14 protein-coding genes, 1 other RNA gene, 1 riboswitch and 1 other annotated feature are annotated in these 16,033 nt (G+C 40.4%); of the genes, 14 read left to right on the plus strand and 1 reads right to left on the minus strand.

What is annotated here, in order from left to right; genetic code table 11:
• The first annotated feature begins 3 nt into the window (after positions 1 to 3).
• The 13 genes from KH400_RS02715 (at position 4) to KH400_RS02775 (ending at position 15,264) form a co-directional block, all read left to right on the plus strand.
• Complete coding sequence (locus tag KH400_RS02715) at positions 4 to 315, plus strand: post-transcriptional regulator (protein WP_312889007.1); 312 nt, start codon at positions 4 to 6, stop codon at positions 313 to 315.
• 132 nt (positions 316 to 447) lie between these two features.
• On the plus strand, positions 448 to 1,746 hold the full coding sequence (gene secD, locus KH400_RS02720) for a protein translocase subunit SecD (protein ID WP_217221664.1): 1,299 nt from the start codon (positions 448 to 450) through the stop codon (positions 1,744 to 1,746).
• Entirely contained in the window at positions 1,736 to 2,668 is a 933-nt protein-coding gene (gene secF, locus KH400_RS02725) for a protein translocase subunit SecF (protein ID WP_217221665.1), read from the plus strand. Before secD ends, secF begins: the two co-directional genes overlap by 11 nt.
• Before the next feature lie 160 nt (positions 2,669 to 2,828).
• Positions 2,829 to 3,746 carry a cation diffusion facilitator family transporter gene (locus KH400_RS02730; protein ID WP_217221666.1) on the plus strand — a complete coding sequence of 306 codons (918 nt, stop codon included), beginning with the start codon at positions 2,829 to 2,831 and terminating at the stop codon, positions 3,744 to 3,746.
• Between the two features lie 14 nt (positions 3,747 to 3,760).
• The gene (locus tag KH400_RS02735; protein WP_217221667.1) at positions 3,761 to 4,114 is read left to right on the plus strand and encodes a LapA family protein; all 354 of its coding nucleotides are present in this window, start codon (positions 3,761 to 3,763) and stop codon (positions 4,112 to 4,114) included.
• A 104-nt stretch (positions 4,115 to 4,218) separates the two neighbouring features.
• On the plus strand, positions 4,219 to 6,576 hold the full coding sequence (recJ, locus tag KH400_RS02740) for a single-stranded-DNA-specific exonuclease RecJ (protein ID WP_217221668.1): 2,358 nt from the start codon (positions 4,219 to 4,221) through the stop codon (positions 6,574 to 6,576).
• On the plus strand, positions 6,576 to 7,088 hold the full coding sequence (locus tag KH400_RS02745; RefSeq protein WP_217221669.1) for an adenine phosphoribosyltransferase: 513 nt from the start codon (positions 6,576 to 6,578) through the stop codon (positions 7,086 to 7,088). Before recJ ends, KH400_RS02745 begins: the two co-directional genes overlap by 1 nt.
• A 210-nt stretch (positions 7,089 to 7,298) precedes the next feature.
• Complete coding sequence (locus tag KH400_RS02750; protein ID WP_217221670.1) at positions 7,299 to 9,482, plus strand: RelA/SpoT family protein; 2,184 nt, start codon at positions 7,299 to 7,301, stop codon at positions 9,480 to 9,482.
• Positions 9,483 to 9,625: 143 nt separating this feature from the next.
• The gene (dtd, locus tag KH400_RS02755; RefSeq protein WP_217221671.1) at positions 9,626 to 10,069 is read left to right on the plus strand and encodes a D-aminoacyl-tRNA deacylase; all 444 of its coding nucleotides are present in this window, start codon (positions 9,626 to 9,628) and stop codon (positions 10,067 to 10,069) included.
• Positions 10,070 to 10,164: 95 nt separating this feature from the next.
• Positions 10,165 to 10,338: a hypothetical protein gene (locus KH400_RS02760; RefSeq protein WP_217221672.1), complete on the plus strand. Its 174-nt coding sequence runs from the start codon at positions 10,165 to 10,167 to the stop codon at positions 10,336 to 10,338.
• 73 nt (positions 10,339 to 10,411) lie between these two features.
• Positions 10,412 to 10,638 (plus strand) — a binding site (T-box leader).
• A gap of 83 nt (positions 10,639 to 10,721) precedes the next feature.
• Positions 10,722 to 11,990, plus strand: a complete 1,269-nt coding sequence (hisS, locus tag KH400_RS02765) for a histidine--tRNA ligase (RefSeq protein ID WP_217221673.1) — start codon at positions 10,722 to 10,724, stop codon at positions 11,988 to 11,990.
• 12 nt (positions 11,991 to 12,002) lie between these two features.
• A complete protein-coding gene (gene aspS, locus KH400_RS02770) occupies positions 12,003 to 13,793 on the plus strand; it encodes an aspartate--tRNA ligase (protein ID WP_217221674.1) in 1,791 nt (596 codons plus the stop codon).
• A 76-nt stretch (positions 13,794 to 13,869) separates the two neighbouring features.
• A riboswitch (SAM riboswitch) is annotated at positions 13,870 to 13,980 on the plus strand.
• 69 nt (positions 13,981 to 14,049) lie between these two features.
• Positions 14,050 to 15,264 (plus strand): homoserine dehydrogenase, encoded by a 1,215-nt coding sequence (locus KH400_RS02775; RefSeq protein WP_217221675.1) that lies wholly within the window; start codon positions 14,050 to 14,052, stop codon positions 15,262 to 15,264.
• A 92-nt stretch (positions 15,265 to 15,356) separates the two neighbouring features.
• Here KH400_RS02775 and KH400_RS02780 read toward each other — a convergent pair whose 3' ends face one another.
• Positions 15,357 to 15,644: a hypothetical protein gene (locus KH400_RS02780; RefSeq protein ID WP_217221676.1), complete on the minus strand. Its 288-nt coding sequence runs from the start codon at positions 15,642 to 15,644 to the stop codon at positions 15,357 to 15,359.
• A gap of 143 nt (positions 15,645 to 15,787) precedes the next feature.
• On the opposite strand from KH400_RS02780, the gene ssrS reads away from it, so the two are divergent.
• Positions 15,788 to 15,970: non-coding RNA, 6S RNA (gene ssrS / locus KH400_RS02785), on the plus strand.
• Positions 15,971 to 16,033: the final 63 nt, after the last annotated feature.

The raw sequence follows: 16,033 nt of genomic DNA on the forward strand, positions 1-16,033 counted from the left end.
AATGTGATTAAGAATCAAAGAGAAGGGAGAGGAACGACTACGATGCAACAATTTGAAGTATGGAGAGAAGATGTTGAGCCAGCTTTGCAAAGCAAAGCTGACGAATTTCATTTTTTAGGTTATGATCGTACGAGTATAGATGACATTTGGGACTGTGTATTGGCGAAGGTGAAGAAGAAAAAAACGCATATCCACCTTCATGAATTCGTTCATTATATTTTAACACTGAAACCGAATGAATATATGACGTGGTTAACAATTGAGGCTTATAAGGGTCCTGATTGGTTTGCAAGTGAAAAACCGATGACTCCGTAAATATAAGTGAATGTTGTGAATGTTTAGCAGAAAATTGACAGGAAAAAACAATGGTCGCTATAATTGAAATATTGTGTTTTAAGTTTGTTTATATGGACAAGCGTTGGTGATTTTTTAAGGAGGCTTTTTAGAATGGTGAAAAAGGGTCGGATTTTTGCTTTTTTTCTCATTGTCGGTTTGCTTGCCGGGTTGATCGGATCAACGGTAATTGGAACTGCAAAAGAAATTAAGCTAGGCTTAGACCTTCAAGGTGGGTTTGAGATTTTGTATCAAGTACACCCTGCTGAAGAAGGAGACGTCATTGATGATGATGTGTTAAGCGCGACAGTTAGTGCGTTAAATCAGCGTGTAAATGTCATTGGTGTATCTGAACCGAATATTTCAATTGAGGGTGAAGATCGGATTCGCGTTCAGTTAGCTGGTGTCGAGGACCAACAGACCGCACGAGAATTATTGTCGACAGAAGCACAGCTTTCATTCCGTGATGTCAATGATGAATTAATGCTCGATGGTGCGGATTTAGAAGAAGGTGGGGCAAGCCCATCATTTGATGAAAATAATAATCCAATTGTTACATTAACATTAAAGGATGCGAGTTTGTTTGCGGACGTAACGAGAGAACTTTCCCAACGTCCGGAAGGTGAGAATCTTCTTGTTATTTGGCTCGATTATGAAGAAGGCGATTCGTTCCAAGAGGAGCTAATGAAAGAAGAGCCAAAATTTATGTCTGCGCCACGTGTTGGGCAAACATTGAACACGCGTAATGTTATGATTGAAGGGTCATTTACACTTGAGGAAACGCGCTTTTTAGCTGAAATTTTAAATGCAGGTTCACTGCCAGTACAGCTAGAAGAGATGTACTCAAATTCCGTCGGAGCAGCATTAGGTGAAGAGGCAATGGAGAAAACGATCTTTGCCGGGTTTATCGGGATCGCATTGATCTTCGCTTATATGTTGTTCTACTACCGCTTTATGGGGATCATTGCTATCATTTCTCTGTCTGCCTATATCTTCTTAGTGTTACTCGTCTTTAACTGGATGAATGCGGTATTAACGTTACCTGGGATCGCAGCACTGATCCTTGGTGTTGGGATGGCTGTTGATGCGAACATCATTACCTATGAACGTATTAAAGAAGAAATTCGTACGGGTAAATCGATTATGTCTGCATTTAGGGCAGGGAGCCGTCGCTCGTTATCAACGATTCTTGATGCCAATATTACAACGATTTTAGCGGCATCTGTTCTGTTTTACTATGGGACAAGCTCGGTTCAGGGGTTTGCGGTGATGTTAATCGTTAGTATTTTAACGAGCTTTATTACCTCTGTGTATGGCTCGCGCCTTCTTTTAGGACTTTGGGTCAACAGTCGTATTCTGAATAAGAAGCCACGTTTATTTGGGGTAAAGGAGGATGAGATTAGTGAACTTTAATTTTCAAGACCGCAATCTAGACTTTGTTAAACATCGTAAAAAGTTCTTTTCGTTCTCAATTGCCTTTACTCTCCTTGGCATTATCTTATTGTCAACAATTGGTTTAAACTTAGGGATCGATTTTGAAAGTGGTTCTCGAGTTGAAGTGATGTCTCCTGAGCCGTTAACAGCAGAGCAAGTGATTGAAGATTTTGCCCAAATTGGGGATGGATATGTTCCTGATGATGTAACGCTTGCAGGTGATCAAAATGAATATGGCTATGCACAGTTTATAGGTGTTCTAAATGCGGATGAAATAGCTGAAATTCAAGCGTACTTTGCCGAGCAATATGGTGCAGAACCCAATACAAGTACGGTATCGCCAACAGTGGGGCAAGAGCTAGCCCAAAACGCCTTAATCTCTGTGTTAATTGCCTCGGTTGGGATTATCATTTATGTTGCGATTCGCTTTGAGTTGCTGTATGGATTTGCAGCAATTATCGCGTTATTACATGACGCTTTCTTCATCATTACTATATTTAGCTTGTTACAAATTGAGATAAATGTACCATTTATTGCGGCGGTATTGACGATCGTCGGTTATTCAATCAACGATACGATTGTTACTTTTGACCGTATTCGTGAAAATATGAAAAATGCAAAACGCGTCAAAGGCTTTGCTGACCTGTCTGCGATTGTGAATAAGAGTTTGGTGCAAACACTAGCACGCTCTATTAATACTGTAGTCACAGTAATGTTTGCTGCGGCGGCGATTATGATCTTTGGTGGTGAGGCGATTCGCTCGTTTGCGTTTGCCTTGTTACTCGGATTAATTGCCGGAACCTACTCTTCGCTATTCTTAGCCTCACAGGTATGGTTAGTATGGAAAGCGAAACAACTTGAGAAGAAACGCTTTGACAGTCCGGCTGAAAATGAGGCGTAATTCTTCATTCAATAGAGAAAGAAATAAAAAGGCCATCGGTGCATACCATGGCCTTTTTATTGGTATAATTTACGTATGTGTAATCATAGCCACTATAAAATGAGGTGGATTGTAGTTCAAGCACGGATGTTTATATTTCTTGGTTTCGGGATGTGATACGATGGAAGCGCAAGAGAAGATTGATGAACGTTATCAAAAGGTCAAGTTTGGAGCCTGGATAGGTATTATTGGTAATGTAATGTTAGCGATTATCAAAGGGGTTGTTGGTATCATTGCCAATAGCCGAGCGCTCGTGGCAGATGCTGTCCATTCGGCATCCGATGTCGTTGGCTCGGTAGCTGTTTTAATTGGGGTTCGTGCAGCCAAACTGCCTCCTGATCGTGATCATCCATATGGTCATGGAAAAGCAGAGTCAGTAACAGCGATTATCGTTGCTGTTTTGTTGTTTGTCGTTGGGTTAGAGATTGCGATCTCAGCGGGTAAATCATTTTTTGAACCGATTGATGTACCAAAAACGATTGCGATTTATGCGATTGTGTTTTCAATGATTGTCAAAGAGCTTATGTTTAGGTACAAGTATCATTTGGGTAAGAAATATAGAAGTGAGGCGTTAATAACAGATGCCTGGCACCATCGCTCTGATGTGTTTTCTTCATTTGCTGCCTTACTTGGTGTAGGTGGAGCGATCATCGGTGGTTACTTTGGGGTATCATGGCTTGTTTATGCCGATCCAGTTGCCGGGATATTCGTTGCAATATTGATTATGAAGATGGCATGGTCGCTCGGTAGACAATCGATACATAATGCACTTGATCATGTGCTTCATGATGAAGATACAGAAGAAATGAGAGAGGTTGCTGCTTCAGTTGAGGGTGTGTTAAATATTGATGAGTTTCATGCACGCGAGCATGGTCACTACGTTATCGTTGATATTAAAATTGCCGTTAACCCCGAGATGACAGTAGAAGAAGGGCATGCTGTCGGTAAGAATGTGAAGCAAAAGTTAATCGAGATTGAACATGTACACAATGTCTTTGTTCATGTGAACCCGTATACAGCAAATGATACAGATGAGTAGGGGAAGGTGATTGGATGAGAGGTCAATGGAGTTTGATTTTGGGGTTAATTGCAGCACTCGTAATCGCTGTATTTGCAGTGATTAATGTGGATGCTGTACGTGTGAATTATGTATTTGGAACGGCGGAATGGCCGTTAATATTAGTTATCATTGGTTCAGTGTTAATGGGTGGAGTTATTGTAGGGTCTGTTGGTTTAGTAAAAGTGTACCAATTGCAACAAGAGATTAAGCGTTTGAACACGAAGCTTGCGAAAACGACAATGAACAATAAGCCAGAGACAGCTAATTCAAAGAAACCACAGCAAGAAAAGCAAACGGAAGAGAAAATGGCTAACAAGAGTGCTAACAAAAACGAAGCAAAGGAATAGTGCTTCATTAAAATTCAACGTTGATGATTGCTAGGAATGGAAATGGAATGTTATTGTAACCCCTTGTGACCTTTAGTATAATAGGTTGGTCAAGGGGTGTTTTTATGCTGAAAGCAAAAGCGAGATGGAAAATTGAGCAAAGTGATGATCGAAAAGTATCTGAGTTAACCAAACAGCTACAGCTTTCTCCTTTAGTAGCACAGCTGCTTATTAATCGTGGGATTGAAACGGTACAAGCAGCGAAACGTTTTTTATATAAAGAAAAAGTAGACGTTTATGATCCTTTTTTATTAGATGGGATGCGTGAATCGGTTGAGCGTATTGAACGGGCGCTTGAAGCAAACGAGAAAATCCTTATTTTTGGTGACTATGATGCTGATGGTGTTAGCAGTACAACGATTATGTACTATACGCTCCGTGAAAAACAGGCAGATTTTGATTTCTATATTCCGAATCGGTTTACAGAGGGCTATGGACCGAATGAACCAGCATTGAGATGGGCGAAAGAACAAGGATACGGGTTGGTCGTCACTGTTGATACAGGGATTTCTGCTGTGAAGGAAGCTGCTGTGGCCAAGGAATTAGGCCTAGATTTTATTGTGACGGACCATCATGAACCGCCGCCTGAATTGCCCGATGCCTATTGCATTATTAACCCGAAAAAGCCAGGTTGTCCATATCCATTTAAAGAGCTAGCCGGTGTCGGTGTTGCTTTTAAATTGGCGCATGCTTTACTAGGACGAGTTCCAACCGAGTGGCTAGATATTGTCGCGATTGGAACAATTGCTGACCTAGTACCACTTGTTGATGAGAATCGTTTGCTTGCAAAACTTGGCGTCGAAGCGTTGCAAGTGTCACAAAAGCCAGGAATAAAAGCAATAAAAAAAGTATGTGGCATCGACCAGCAAGTGATCAATGCCGAGCATGTCGGCTTTGGGATTGGTCCGCGAATTAATGCAGTTGGTCGTCTTGATTCCGCTGATCCTGCCGTACACCTGTTGATTTCAGAGGATCAAGAAGAGGCTGATGCGATCGCCGAAGATATTGATCAATTGAACCAAGATCGGAAAGAGATTGTTAACCAAATGGCTGAGGAAGCGATTGCTGAAGTTGAAGCCAATTATCCGCCTGATCAGCATTCTGTTCTCATTATAGCCAGGGAGAACTGGAACCCTGGAGTCATTGGGATTGTGGCCTCTCGCTTAGTCGAGCGCTATTACCGCCCAACGATCGTCTTGAGCATAGATCGTGAAAAAGGCGAAGCAAAAGGGTCTGCACGTAGTATTGAAGGGTTTGATATGTTTAGTAACCTCTCTAAAAGTCGGGATTTATTGCCACATTTTGGAGGGCATCCGATGGCAGCAGGGCTGACGATGGCGATCGAAGATATTGATGAACTGCGAAACCGATTAAATAAGCAAGCAGAGGAAACATTAACGAGTGAGGACTTCATACCGCTTACAAGTGTCGATCTTGTCACAACGCTTGATAGCATCTCAATTGAAGTGATTGAACAAATGGAGCAGTTAGCACCTTTTGGTGTTAGCAATCCAACGCCAAAAGTGATGATTGAAAATGTAGCGCTGTCGCACATTCGAAAAATTGGCAGTGAAAAAAACCATTTAAAAGTCACATTTGCTGAACATGACGCAACATTAGATGGCGTCGGATTCCATCAAGGCCATCTGTTTGATGAAATTAGTCCGACAGCCAAAGTATCTGCGATTGGTAAGCTTTCAATTAATGAATGGAACGGTCATTGTAAACCTCAGTTCATGCTCGAAGATGTCGCTGTAAATGAATGGCAGTTATTTGATTTTCGCGGTGTCCAAAAGTTGGCTGAGAAACTACAAGACCTGCCGAGAGAAAAACTCTTGTTGGTAGCGTTTCGCGGTGAAACAGTGGAGCAATTAGATCTTGCTTCCTATCGTGAAGAAGTCATTGCTATTGAAGAGGCTCCAACACCGATTGATTTTACTGATCGCTACGTGTTCTTTTTAGACTTACCATATGAGATGGAGCAGCTAAATCAGTTATTTGTAACTGCTGGTCAACCCGAGAGGATCTATACAGTTTTTCATCATCAAGAAGATCACTTTTTTACCACGAATCCAACACGTGAGCATTTTAAATGGTATTATGCTTTTCTAAAAAAACAAAAGACGTTTGACCTGAAGACACAAGGAGATCAGCTTGCAAAATATAAAGGCTGGTCAAAAGATACGGTTGACTTTATGACAAAGGTGTTTTTTGAATTAGAATTTGTTACAATAAAGGATGGCCTTATTACATTAATTGAACAGCCTTTAAAGAAGGATTTAGTGGCTTCAAAAACGTATCGCAGAAAACAAAGTCAAGCACACTTAGAAAATGAATTTGTTTATTCTTCCTACGATGTTCTAAAAGGTTGGTTTGACAATGTGATGAATGAGCAAAGCAAAATCAAGGAGACGATTAACTAATGGACTTTAAGAAACATATTACAATTGTAGAAGATTATCCGAAAGAAGGCATTCGTTTTAAAGATATTACGACATTAATGCAAAACGGTGAAGTATATAAACAAGCGATCGATGAAATGGCTCAATATGCAAAGGAAAAAAATGCAGATGTAATCGTTGGGCCAGAAGCGCGTGGGTTTGTTGTCGGTTGTCCTGTTGCTTACACGTTAGGGTTAGGTTTTGTTCCTGTTCGAAAAGAAGGGAAGCTACCGCGTGAAGTCGTCAAGGTTGACTATGGCCTTGAATATGGAAAAGATTGTTTGACTATTCATAAGGATGCAATTCAAGAAGGTCAGCGTGTCATCATTACAGATGATTTATTAGCAACCGGGGGTACCATTGAGGCTACGATCAAAATGGTTGAAGAACTTGGTGGAATCGTTGTCGGAATCGCGTTCATGATTGAGTTAACCTACCTTGATGGCCGTGAGAAATTAGATAGCTATGATATCTTTACGTTGACAACTTACTAAGAACAACGGATAAACTACCAGAGGGGTGCTCACGATCGAGCGCTCTTTGTTTATATGGAAAAAGCAAGCGGAGTTTTGCTAGATTGCATGATGAGCCACCGATTTGGCAATCTTCTTAACAATTTTTGTGTTTCCCTCTTTACAGAGTCTCTATTCTTAACGATAATAAAAGAAATATAGAAACGGATTGAAAAGGTTAAAGGTGATTCCATGACAATTGATCAAGTATTAGAAAAGGCGAGTCAATACCTTTCTGATGAACATATAGCTTTTTTAACAGATGCTTATCGTTTTGCTGAGTCCGCTCATAAAGAGCAGTATAGAAAATCAGGAGAACCATATATCTTACACCCAGTTTCGGTTGCAGGTATTTTAGTTGAACTTGAAATGGACCCCAATACGATAGCAGCAGCGTTTCTTCATGATGTAGTTGAAGATACGTCGGTGACACTTGAAGAGTTGGCAAGTGCCTTTAATGATGAAGTCGCCATGCTTGTCGATGGAGTCACAAAATTAGGGAAGATCAAATATAAGTCGAAAGAAGAACAACAAGCAGAAAACCACCGCAAAATGTTTGTTGCGATGGCCAAGGATATTCGTGTCATACTGATTAAGTTGGCTGATCGCCTCCATAATATGCGTACCCTAAAGCATTTGCCACCAGAAAAACAACGAAGAATTTCAAATGAAACGTTAGAAATCTTTGCACCGCTCGCACACCGTTTAGGGATATCCACTGTGAAGTGGGAGTTAGAAGATACGGCACTTCGTTACCTTGATCCACAACAGTATTATCGGATTGTTAATCTTATGAAGCGAAAGCGTGCGGAACGTGAATTATATATAAAAGATGTGATCGATAAGATTTATGAGAGCCTTGATGATATTAAGGTAGATGCAGATATTTCAGGGCGACCGAAGCATATTTACAGCATTTATCGCAAAATGGCATTGCAAAACAAACAGTTTAATGAAATTTATGATTTATTAGCGGTGCGAATTATTGTCAAAAATATCAAAGATTGTTATGCCGTTTTAGGTGTCATTCATACATGCTGGAAGCCGATGCCTGGGCGCTTCAAAGACTATATTGCGATGCCAAAAGCAAACATGTATCAGTCTCTTCATACAACCGTTATTGGGCCGAAAGGGGAACCGCTTGAGGTGCAAATTCGCTCAGAAGAAATGCATCGAATTGCCGAATATGGGGTCGCTGCTCATTGGGCATATAAAGAAGGAAAAACGGCAGATAACAATAAAAGTCTTGAAGATAAGCTTACGTGGTTTCGCGAAATTATTGAATGGCAAAATGATGCAAACGATGCACAGGAATTTATGGAGTCACTGAAGATTGACCTATTTTCTGATATGGTCTTCGTGTTTACACCGAAAGGGGACGTTATCGAGTTGCCTCGGGGATCTGTACCACTCGATTTTGCCTACCGGATCCATACGGAAATTGGCAATCGCTGTATAGGTGCTAAAGTGAATGGTAAAATGGTTCCGCTTGATCACCAATTGAAAACGGGTGATATTATTGAAGTGTTGACTTCTAAGCATTCATATGGTCCAAGCCAAGATTGGTTGAAGATTACTCAAAGTTCTCATGCGAAAAATAAAATTCGCCAATGGTATAAGAAAGAGCGACGTGAAGAGAACATTTCAAAAGGGAAAGAGCTTGTTGAAAAAGAAATCAAAAATCTTGATTGTGAACCAAAAGAAGTATTAACACCTGAAAATATTGAGGAAGTAGCTAATAAGTTTAGTTTTACAGGCGAGGAAGATATGTATGCAGCAGTTGGTTATAGTGGGATAAGCTCAAAACAGATTGCAACGCGACTAACAGAGAAATACCGTAAGCAAAAAGGACAAGAACAAGAAGAGCAATCACTCGCAGAGGCTGTCGCAGAAATTAGCCCATACACAGCCAAGAAAAAGACGAGCATCGGTGTTCGGGTTAAAGGTGTTGATAACTTATTGATTCGTCTCTCAAAATGCTGCAACCCAGTTCCAGGCGATGACATCATCGGCTTTATAACAAAGGGGCGCGGCGTCTCGATCCACCGATCTGATTGTCCGAATGTGAATAACAAAGAAGCGGAAGGCCGCTTGTTGACAGTTGAGTGGGAAGCATATAAGCAAGCGAAGAAGAGCTACAATGTTGATATTGAAATCACCGGTTATGACCGTAGAGGCTTGTTAAATGAAGTGCTACAAGCAGTTACTGAATCAAAAACGTATATGAATGCTGTATCTGGACGGTCTGATCACCGTAACAAGGTAGCAACGATTCATATGACGATTTCGATTCATAATAAAGATCACCTTTTTAAGGTAGTTGAAAAAATTAAACAGCTTCCTGATATTTATTCTGTGCGTCGAATTATGCACTAAGTTTAGCAATGAGCTGTTACCTAGTTTAAGTAACAATCACACCTCAGGCACACGAGCGGATAGATTTTTAGTAGGTGAGTCGTGACTTGACGAGGGCAGCTCTATTGTTGAGTTAAAAACGTTTATTATAGGGGTTTTTTGTTATGAAAGTCGTACTACAACGAGCAAAACAGGCATCTGTGACGGTTAATGGAGATGTCACAGGAGCGATTGATCACGGTCTTGTTTTACTAGTCGGGATTACGCATGATGATTCTATGGATGATGTTACATATGTTGCTGATAAAGTAGCCAATTTACGAATATTTGAAGATGAAAATCAAAAAATGAATTTATCGTTACTTGATGTCAAAGGCAGTGTGTTATCGGTATCACAGTTCACGTTATATGGTGATTGCCGTAAGGGACGTCGTCCTAATTTTATGAATGCAGCGAAGCCTGATGTAGCAAATGAGCTATATGAGGCGTTTAATCAAGAGTTGCGTTCGAAAGGGATTACCGTTGAAACTGGTGTGTTTGGTGAGATGATGGATGTTCAGTTAACAAATGATGGACCGGTTACTTTAATTATCGAAAGTAAATCTTAATGATTAAAAAGGTAAAAAATCTTTAATTATGAAATGAAACGTGTAATTTTGGAAAAGCTAGATCATAACTGTTGATAAAGAAAGGAAGAGCAACGATGAGATCTAGTTTAAAGCAAAATGGTGTTAGTAAAGCTGATCAGTTGTTTCACGTCGATTTTCATGATTTTATCAATCACGAACAACACCAGACAAATATGGAATTGGCTGATGAATTTGGCTTGTCATTACGAGAAGTGAATGTATTAAAAAAGAAGTTGTCGAGGAACTGATCGAATTTTGTCTAAAGTTATTGACACTGCCTTTATTCATTCGTATGATAGAATACAAATGAAAACGAACAAGTACGATCCATTGATGAGGAAAAGTAGTTAAGAATCTACATGTTTAGAGAGGGAATGTCTAGGCTGCAAGCATTTCTACATGTCTCTTAATGAATGAACACCTCAGAGGATTTTCTCTGAACCGAGATAGAAGTAGTAGGGGAAAACGTATGCAGGCGTTAACTGTTAAAGTGGAAGTGAACAGCTTCAATTAGGGTGGCACCACGGGTATACTCTCTCGTCCCTGAATGTATTCAGGGGTGGGAGTTTTTTGTGTTTTTTTGTATTTTTGTGCGTGCTGCAATAATCGTTAGAATGGAAGGAGTTTTGATATGAAAATCCAAATACCACGTGGGACGCAAGACATTCTCCCTGGTGACGTGGAATTATGGCAGTATATTGAGCAAACAGCACACGACATCTGCAAACGGTACAATTATAAGGAAATTCGTACACCGATGTTTGAACAAACAGAATTGTTCCAACGCGGAGTCGGGGATACGACGGATATTGTCCAAAAGGAAATGTACACATTTGAAGACCGTGGTGGTCGTAGTGTGACCTTACGACCTGAAGGTACAGCGTCTGTTGCGAGAGCGTATGTTGAAAATAAATTATATGGTGACCCAAACCAGCCGACGAAACTTTATTATATTGGTCCGATGTTCCGCTATGAGCGACCGCAGTCAGGCCGAATGAGACAGTTTGTCCAGTTTGGGATTGAGGCATTAGGTAGTGATGATCCGGCCATTGATGCTGAAGTCATTGCGTTAGCGATGGGTTTTTACAGTGAACTAGGCTTGAAAAATATTAAACTTGTACTCAACAGCCTAGGTGACCAAGAAAGTCGGGAAGCACATCGAAAAGCACTTATAGATCACTTTAAACCAAGCATCAGTGAATTTTGTAGTGATTGTCAGAGTCGCCTTGAAAAGAACCCATTAAGAATTTTGGATTGTAAAAAAGACAGTAATCATCCGTTAATGACGAATGCACCGTCAATACTCGAGTATCTAACGGATGAATCGAAGCAATACTTCGAGAAAGTAAAAAGCTACTTATCAGCGATGGAAATTGATTATGTGGTTGATGCAACACTCGTCCGTGGCCTTGATTATTACAACCATACAGCATTTGAAATTATGATTGATGGTGAAGGCTTTGGTGCAATTACGACCTTAAGTGGCGGTGGCCGCTATAATGGTTTAGTTGAAGATATCGGTGGACCGAACACACCTGGGATTGGATTTGCTTTAAGTATTGAGCGCTTATTAATGGCGTTAAAAGCACAAAATATTGAAATCCCAGTTGAGCAATCCATTGATTGTTACATTGTGACCATGGGGGAAAAAGCCCAAGATAGAAGTGCGAGCCTGCTCAACCAGTTACGCCAAGCAGGGATAAGTGCAGAAAAAGATTATCAAAATAGAAAAATGAAGGCACAGTTTAAAGCAGCTGATCGTCTTAAAGCGAAGTACACCGCCGTACTTGGGGATGACGAATTAGCAAGCAATAAAATCTCTGTCAAAGAGATGGAAACAGGCAATCAAGAAGAAGTCGCGATTGACGAGTTAGTTACATATTTACAAGGGAAATGTTAAGGAGGAATTAAAATGATTGGTAGAACACATCATTGTGGAGAAATTTTAGAAGAAACGATTGGACAACGCGTTCAGTTAAAAGGCTGGGTTCAAACTCGACGCGATTTAGGGCAAGTGATTTTTATTGATTTACGTGACCGTTCAGGGATTGTACAAATCGTATTTAGCCCAGAAGATTCTAATGAGGCACTACAAATCGCTGACCGTGTACGGAGTGAGTATGTTTTAGATATCGAAGGAACGGTTGTCAAGCGTGATGAGGAAACGGTCAATGAGAAAATCCCAACTGGTAAGGTTGAGGTTCGAGTGGATAAGATCAACATTTTAAATGCTGCTAAGGCGCTACCATTCCAAATCGAAGAAAACACGGATGTATCTGAGGATATTCGCTTAAAGTATCGCTATCTTGATTTGCGCCGTCCAGAAATGCAGGAGACATTTAAACTTCGTCATCGTACAACTAAGCTGATTCGAGATTTCCTTGATGATGAAAGCTTCTATGAAATTGAAACACCGATGTTAACGAAGAGTACACCAGAAGGGGCGCGTGACTATTTAGTTCCAAGTCGTGTTCATCATGGCGAATTTTATGCTTTACCACAGTCGCCGCAATTATTTAAACAATTATTAATGGTTTCGGGATTTGAGCGCTACTATCAAATTGTTCGTTGTTTCCGTGATGAGGACTTACGTGCTGACCGTCAGCCTGAATTTACCCAAGTCGATATTGAGACATCATTTATGGAAAAAGAAGATTTAATCTCAATGATGGAAACGATGATGGCAAAAATCGTTAAAGAAACTAAAGGAATGGACATTAACACGCCTTTTGAACGTTTAACGTATGATGATGCGATGAATCGTTTCGGTTCAGATAAACCAGATACACGTTTTGGGATGGAGCTTGTTGAGCTTTCAGATATCGTAAAAGATAGTAAGTTCAAGGTGTTTACAAATGCAATTGAAAACGGTGGAATCGTTAAAGGATTAAATGTGAAGGGGGTAGCAACTCGTTATTCTCGTAAAGAAATTGATGATTTAGCTGACTTCGTAGCGATTTATGGTGCGAAGGGGCTTGCATGGCTAAAAGTCGAAGAAGATGAGCTCAAAGGGCCGATTGCTAAATTCTTTAACGAAGAAGAGACAGCAGCACTTAGACAAGCGCTTGATGCAGAACCTGGCGATCTTCTATTCTTTGGAGCTGATAAAAAACAAGTCGTATTTGATAGTATGGGTGCCCTTCGTCTGAAGTTCGGTAAGGAACTTGGTTTAATTGATGAAAGTAAGTTCAACTTCTTATGGGTGACTGAATTCCCGCTTGTTGAATATGATGAAGATGCTAAGCGTTATGTTGCCTTACACCATCCGTTCACAAGACCGATGAAAGAAGATCTTGAGCATTTAGATACTGACCCTGGTCGTGTTCGTGCTGAAGCTTATGACCTTGTGCTGAACGGGTATGAATTAGGTGGCGGATCACAACGTATTTTTGAGCGTGATCTTCAAGAAAAAATGTTTAAAACACTTGGCTTCTCTGAGGAAGAAGCAAGAAGCCAATTCGGCTTCTTAATGGATGCCTTTGAATATGGTACACCACCTCATGGAGGAATTGCCCTTGGGTTGGATCGCATGATCATGATTTTAGCAGGCAGAACGAACCTACGTGATACGATTGCTTTCCCTAAAACAGCGAGTGCAAGTGACCTCCTCACAAATGCACCAGGTGAAGTGAGTGATGCTCAGCTTGAGGAATTAAACTTAAGCATTGTTCCGAAAAAAGAAGAGGAAGAAGTAAAGGCATAATTTATCATTGACAGAAGCAGAGACTCCTCGCTATAATTAGTCTCAAGCTTAAAAATAATAAGACATTTTCATAAATTACTTATCAAGAGTGGTTGAGGGACTGACCCTGTGACACCCGGCAACCGGTTTGTATTCACAAACTACGGTGCTAATTTCAGCAGAGCGTGAACGCTCTGAAAGATAAGTGAACGGTATTTTTAAAAAACCTTTCCTTATCGGAAAGGTTTTTTTTACTTACGCAGAGGAGGATGACACAATGATATCTATCGGTTTACTTGGATTTGGGACAGTCGGGGAAGGTGTTTTTGAACGAATTTATTCAGCAAAGGCTGAAATAGAACAGGTATTAGGAGATCGAGTAGAGGTAAAAAAGATTTTGGTGAAAGATTTTCAAAAACAAAGAAATGCTGATGAGCAATTATTTACTGATAATCCGAATGACTTTTTTAAGGATCGGTATGATATCGTTTTTGAGCAAATGGGCGGTGTTGAACCAGCCAAAGATTATATTAGTCGTCTATTAAACAGGAATGTACCTGTAATTACAGCTAATAAAAAATTAATTGCTTTTGCTGGTCGTGAGTTAGAAGCACTTGCAAATGAGCATGGTAGTTTTATTAGTTATGAAGCAGCCGTTGCTGGAGGAATCCCAATTATTAATGTCCTCAGCTCCTTGTTACCAACAACCGCAATCACTAAGGTTTCTGGGATCTTAAATGGAACGACAAATTACATAGTTACAGAGATGAATGAGAAGGGGCGCGATTTTGACGAAGTTCTAGAAGAGGCCCAAGCTCTGGGTTTTGCTGAAGCGGACCCAACAGATGATGTAGAGGGGTTTGATGCTTGGTATAAGCTACGGATTTTAAGTAAGTTATGCTTTGGAAGCTGGGCTGAACAGTCAACGTTTGCCCGCATTGGGATACGTAACGTTGAGCGTTGGCATATTGAGGCGGCAAAAACACATGGGCTGAAAATGAAACTCGTTGCTGAAGCAAGAACAGATGGAGAACGTGTTTTTGGGGGAGTACGACCTAGCTTTGTCGCACAAAGCCACCCGTTAGCTACAGTCGATGGCGTAACAAATGCGGTTCATCTTGAAGGAGAGTCTGGTACAAACTTATTATTTACTGGGCCAGGGGCTGGAAAAGAACCGACAGCAAATAGTATGGTTGAAGACTTTGTTCATCACTTTAGACAAACGAAGCAACCTGAATATAAACGAAAAAACATAAAAGCATGTACCAACCAAAGTGAATGGCTTCTTTTTTTCAAGAAAGAGGATGTTGATCGGGTGAAAGAGCATTTGGATCAGATCACTTACCACCTGAATGAAGTCATTGAAGAAGATGAGGGCTTCGGTTGGTTTATCACTACGGATACGTGCGTTGAATACTTGCCATTAACGGATGTCTATGACTCTTATCCCATTTATGGGAGGAAACTAGTGAAGCTTGAAGCAGCTGTATAAATATTTTTAAGGGATGTTCACAAACTTCGGTAAAAATGACTGTCAAAGTTCTTGGTTGTTTGTTCGTGCGCTGCCTCTTGAACGCACGTTAATTATGCTTTTTGTTTCAGTTGTTTAAATGAGTCAATAAAATGGTGAGGCGGCGTTTTGACGTATAACGATTTCACACCAGAATCAGTATGTAAATATAAAAAGCCGAACCCTGAATTAATAGGTCGGTAAGACATATCAAAAATTCGAGTTAGCGCAATGACTGATCCGTTCATATGAAGTTCGCTGTTATATAGCTCGAGGTCATACCAGTTTTCTACTGTTCGTTTCTCTGTCCAACCGATTTCTTGGTAGATCTCAACACAACGATGAATGGCTACAGGTTTCAAAGTAACGCCTCCTTTATCACAGTTAAATGTACCATAACTAGGCCTTGTCCTCAAATCAAGCGGCAAATGATTTCCTGTAAAATATCCGTAAAATGTTATTGAATCGCTTCATAACACATGGTATGATAAATGTAAGAAATTTAAGAGTCCTAAGGTGTTCGTAGGATACTCTACGTTTTGAGCCAACACTTTATAAGAGGGAGCTTGCAGTTCATAAATCGGAGTACATGCCTTTACAACTGAGGACGTATGAAGATTTAGACAGAGCACCCACCTGCGTGAGAGCAGGTTCAAAACTAAGTTTTTACGGCACAATTGGGACTCTTACCTATACATATTCGAAATCACCTAAGGGAAAACTTCTCTTAGTTTTTTTTATGTTGTAGTGG

Source organism: Desertibacillus haloalkaliphilus (genome assembly GCF_019039105.1).
In the GTDB taxonomy this organism is placed as follows: Bacteria; Bacillota; Bacilli; order Bacillales; family KJ1-10-99; genus Desertibacillus; species Desertibacillus haloalkaliphilus.

Bases quoted from the DNA above. Each gene is read 5' to 3' on its own strand.
- KH400_RS02775 (WP_217221675.1), top strand. From the start codon at position 14,050: ATGATATCTATCGGTTTACTTGGATTTGGGACAGTCGGGGAAGGTGTT.
- hisS (WP_217221673.1), top strand. From the start codon at position 10,722: ATGAAAATCCAAATACCACGTGGGACGCAAGACATTCTCCCTGGTGAC.
- secD (WP_217221664.1), top strand. From the start codon at position 448: ATGGTGAAAAAGGGTCGGATTTTTGCTTTTTTTCTCATTGTCGGTTTG.
- KH400_RS02730 (WP_217221666.1), top strand. From the start codon at position 2,829: ATGGAAGCGCAAGAGAAGATTGATGAACGTTATCAAAAGGTCAAGTTT.
- KH400_RS02750 (WP_217221670.1), top strand. From the start codon at position 7,299: ATGACAATTGATCAAGTATTAGAAAAGGCGAGTCAATACCTTTCTGAT.
- aspS (WP_217221674.1), top strand. From the start codon at position 12,003: ATGATTGGTAGAACACATCATTGTGGAGAAATTTTAGAAGAAACGATT.
- recJ (WP_217221668.1), top strand. From the start codon at position 4,219: ATGCTGAAAGCAAAAGCGAGATGGAAAATTGAGCAAAGTGATGATCGA.
- KH400_RS02735 (WP_217221667.1), top strand. From the start codon at position 3,761: ATGAGAGGTCAATGGAGTTTGATTTTGGGGTTAATTGCAGCACTCGTA.
- dtd (WP_217221671.1), top strand. From the start codon at position 9,626: ATGAAAGTCGTACTACAACGAGCAAAACAGGCATCTGTGACGGTTAAT.
- KH400_RS02760 (WP_217221672.1), top strand. From the start codon at position 10,165: ATGAGATCTAGTTTAAAGCAAAATGGTGTTAGTAAAGCTGATCAGTTG.
- KH400_RS02745 (WP_217221669.1), top strand. From the start codon at position 6,576: ATGGACTTTAAGAAACATATTACAATTGTAGAAGATTATCCGAAAGAA.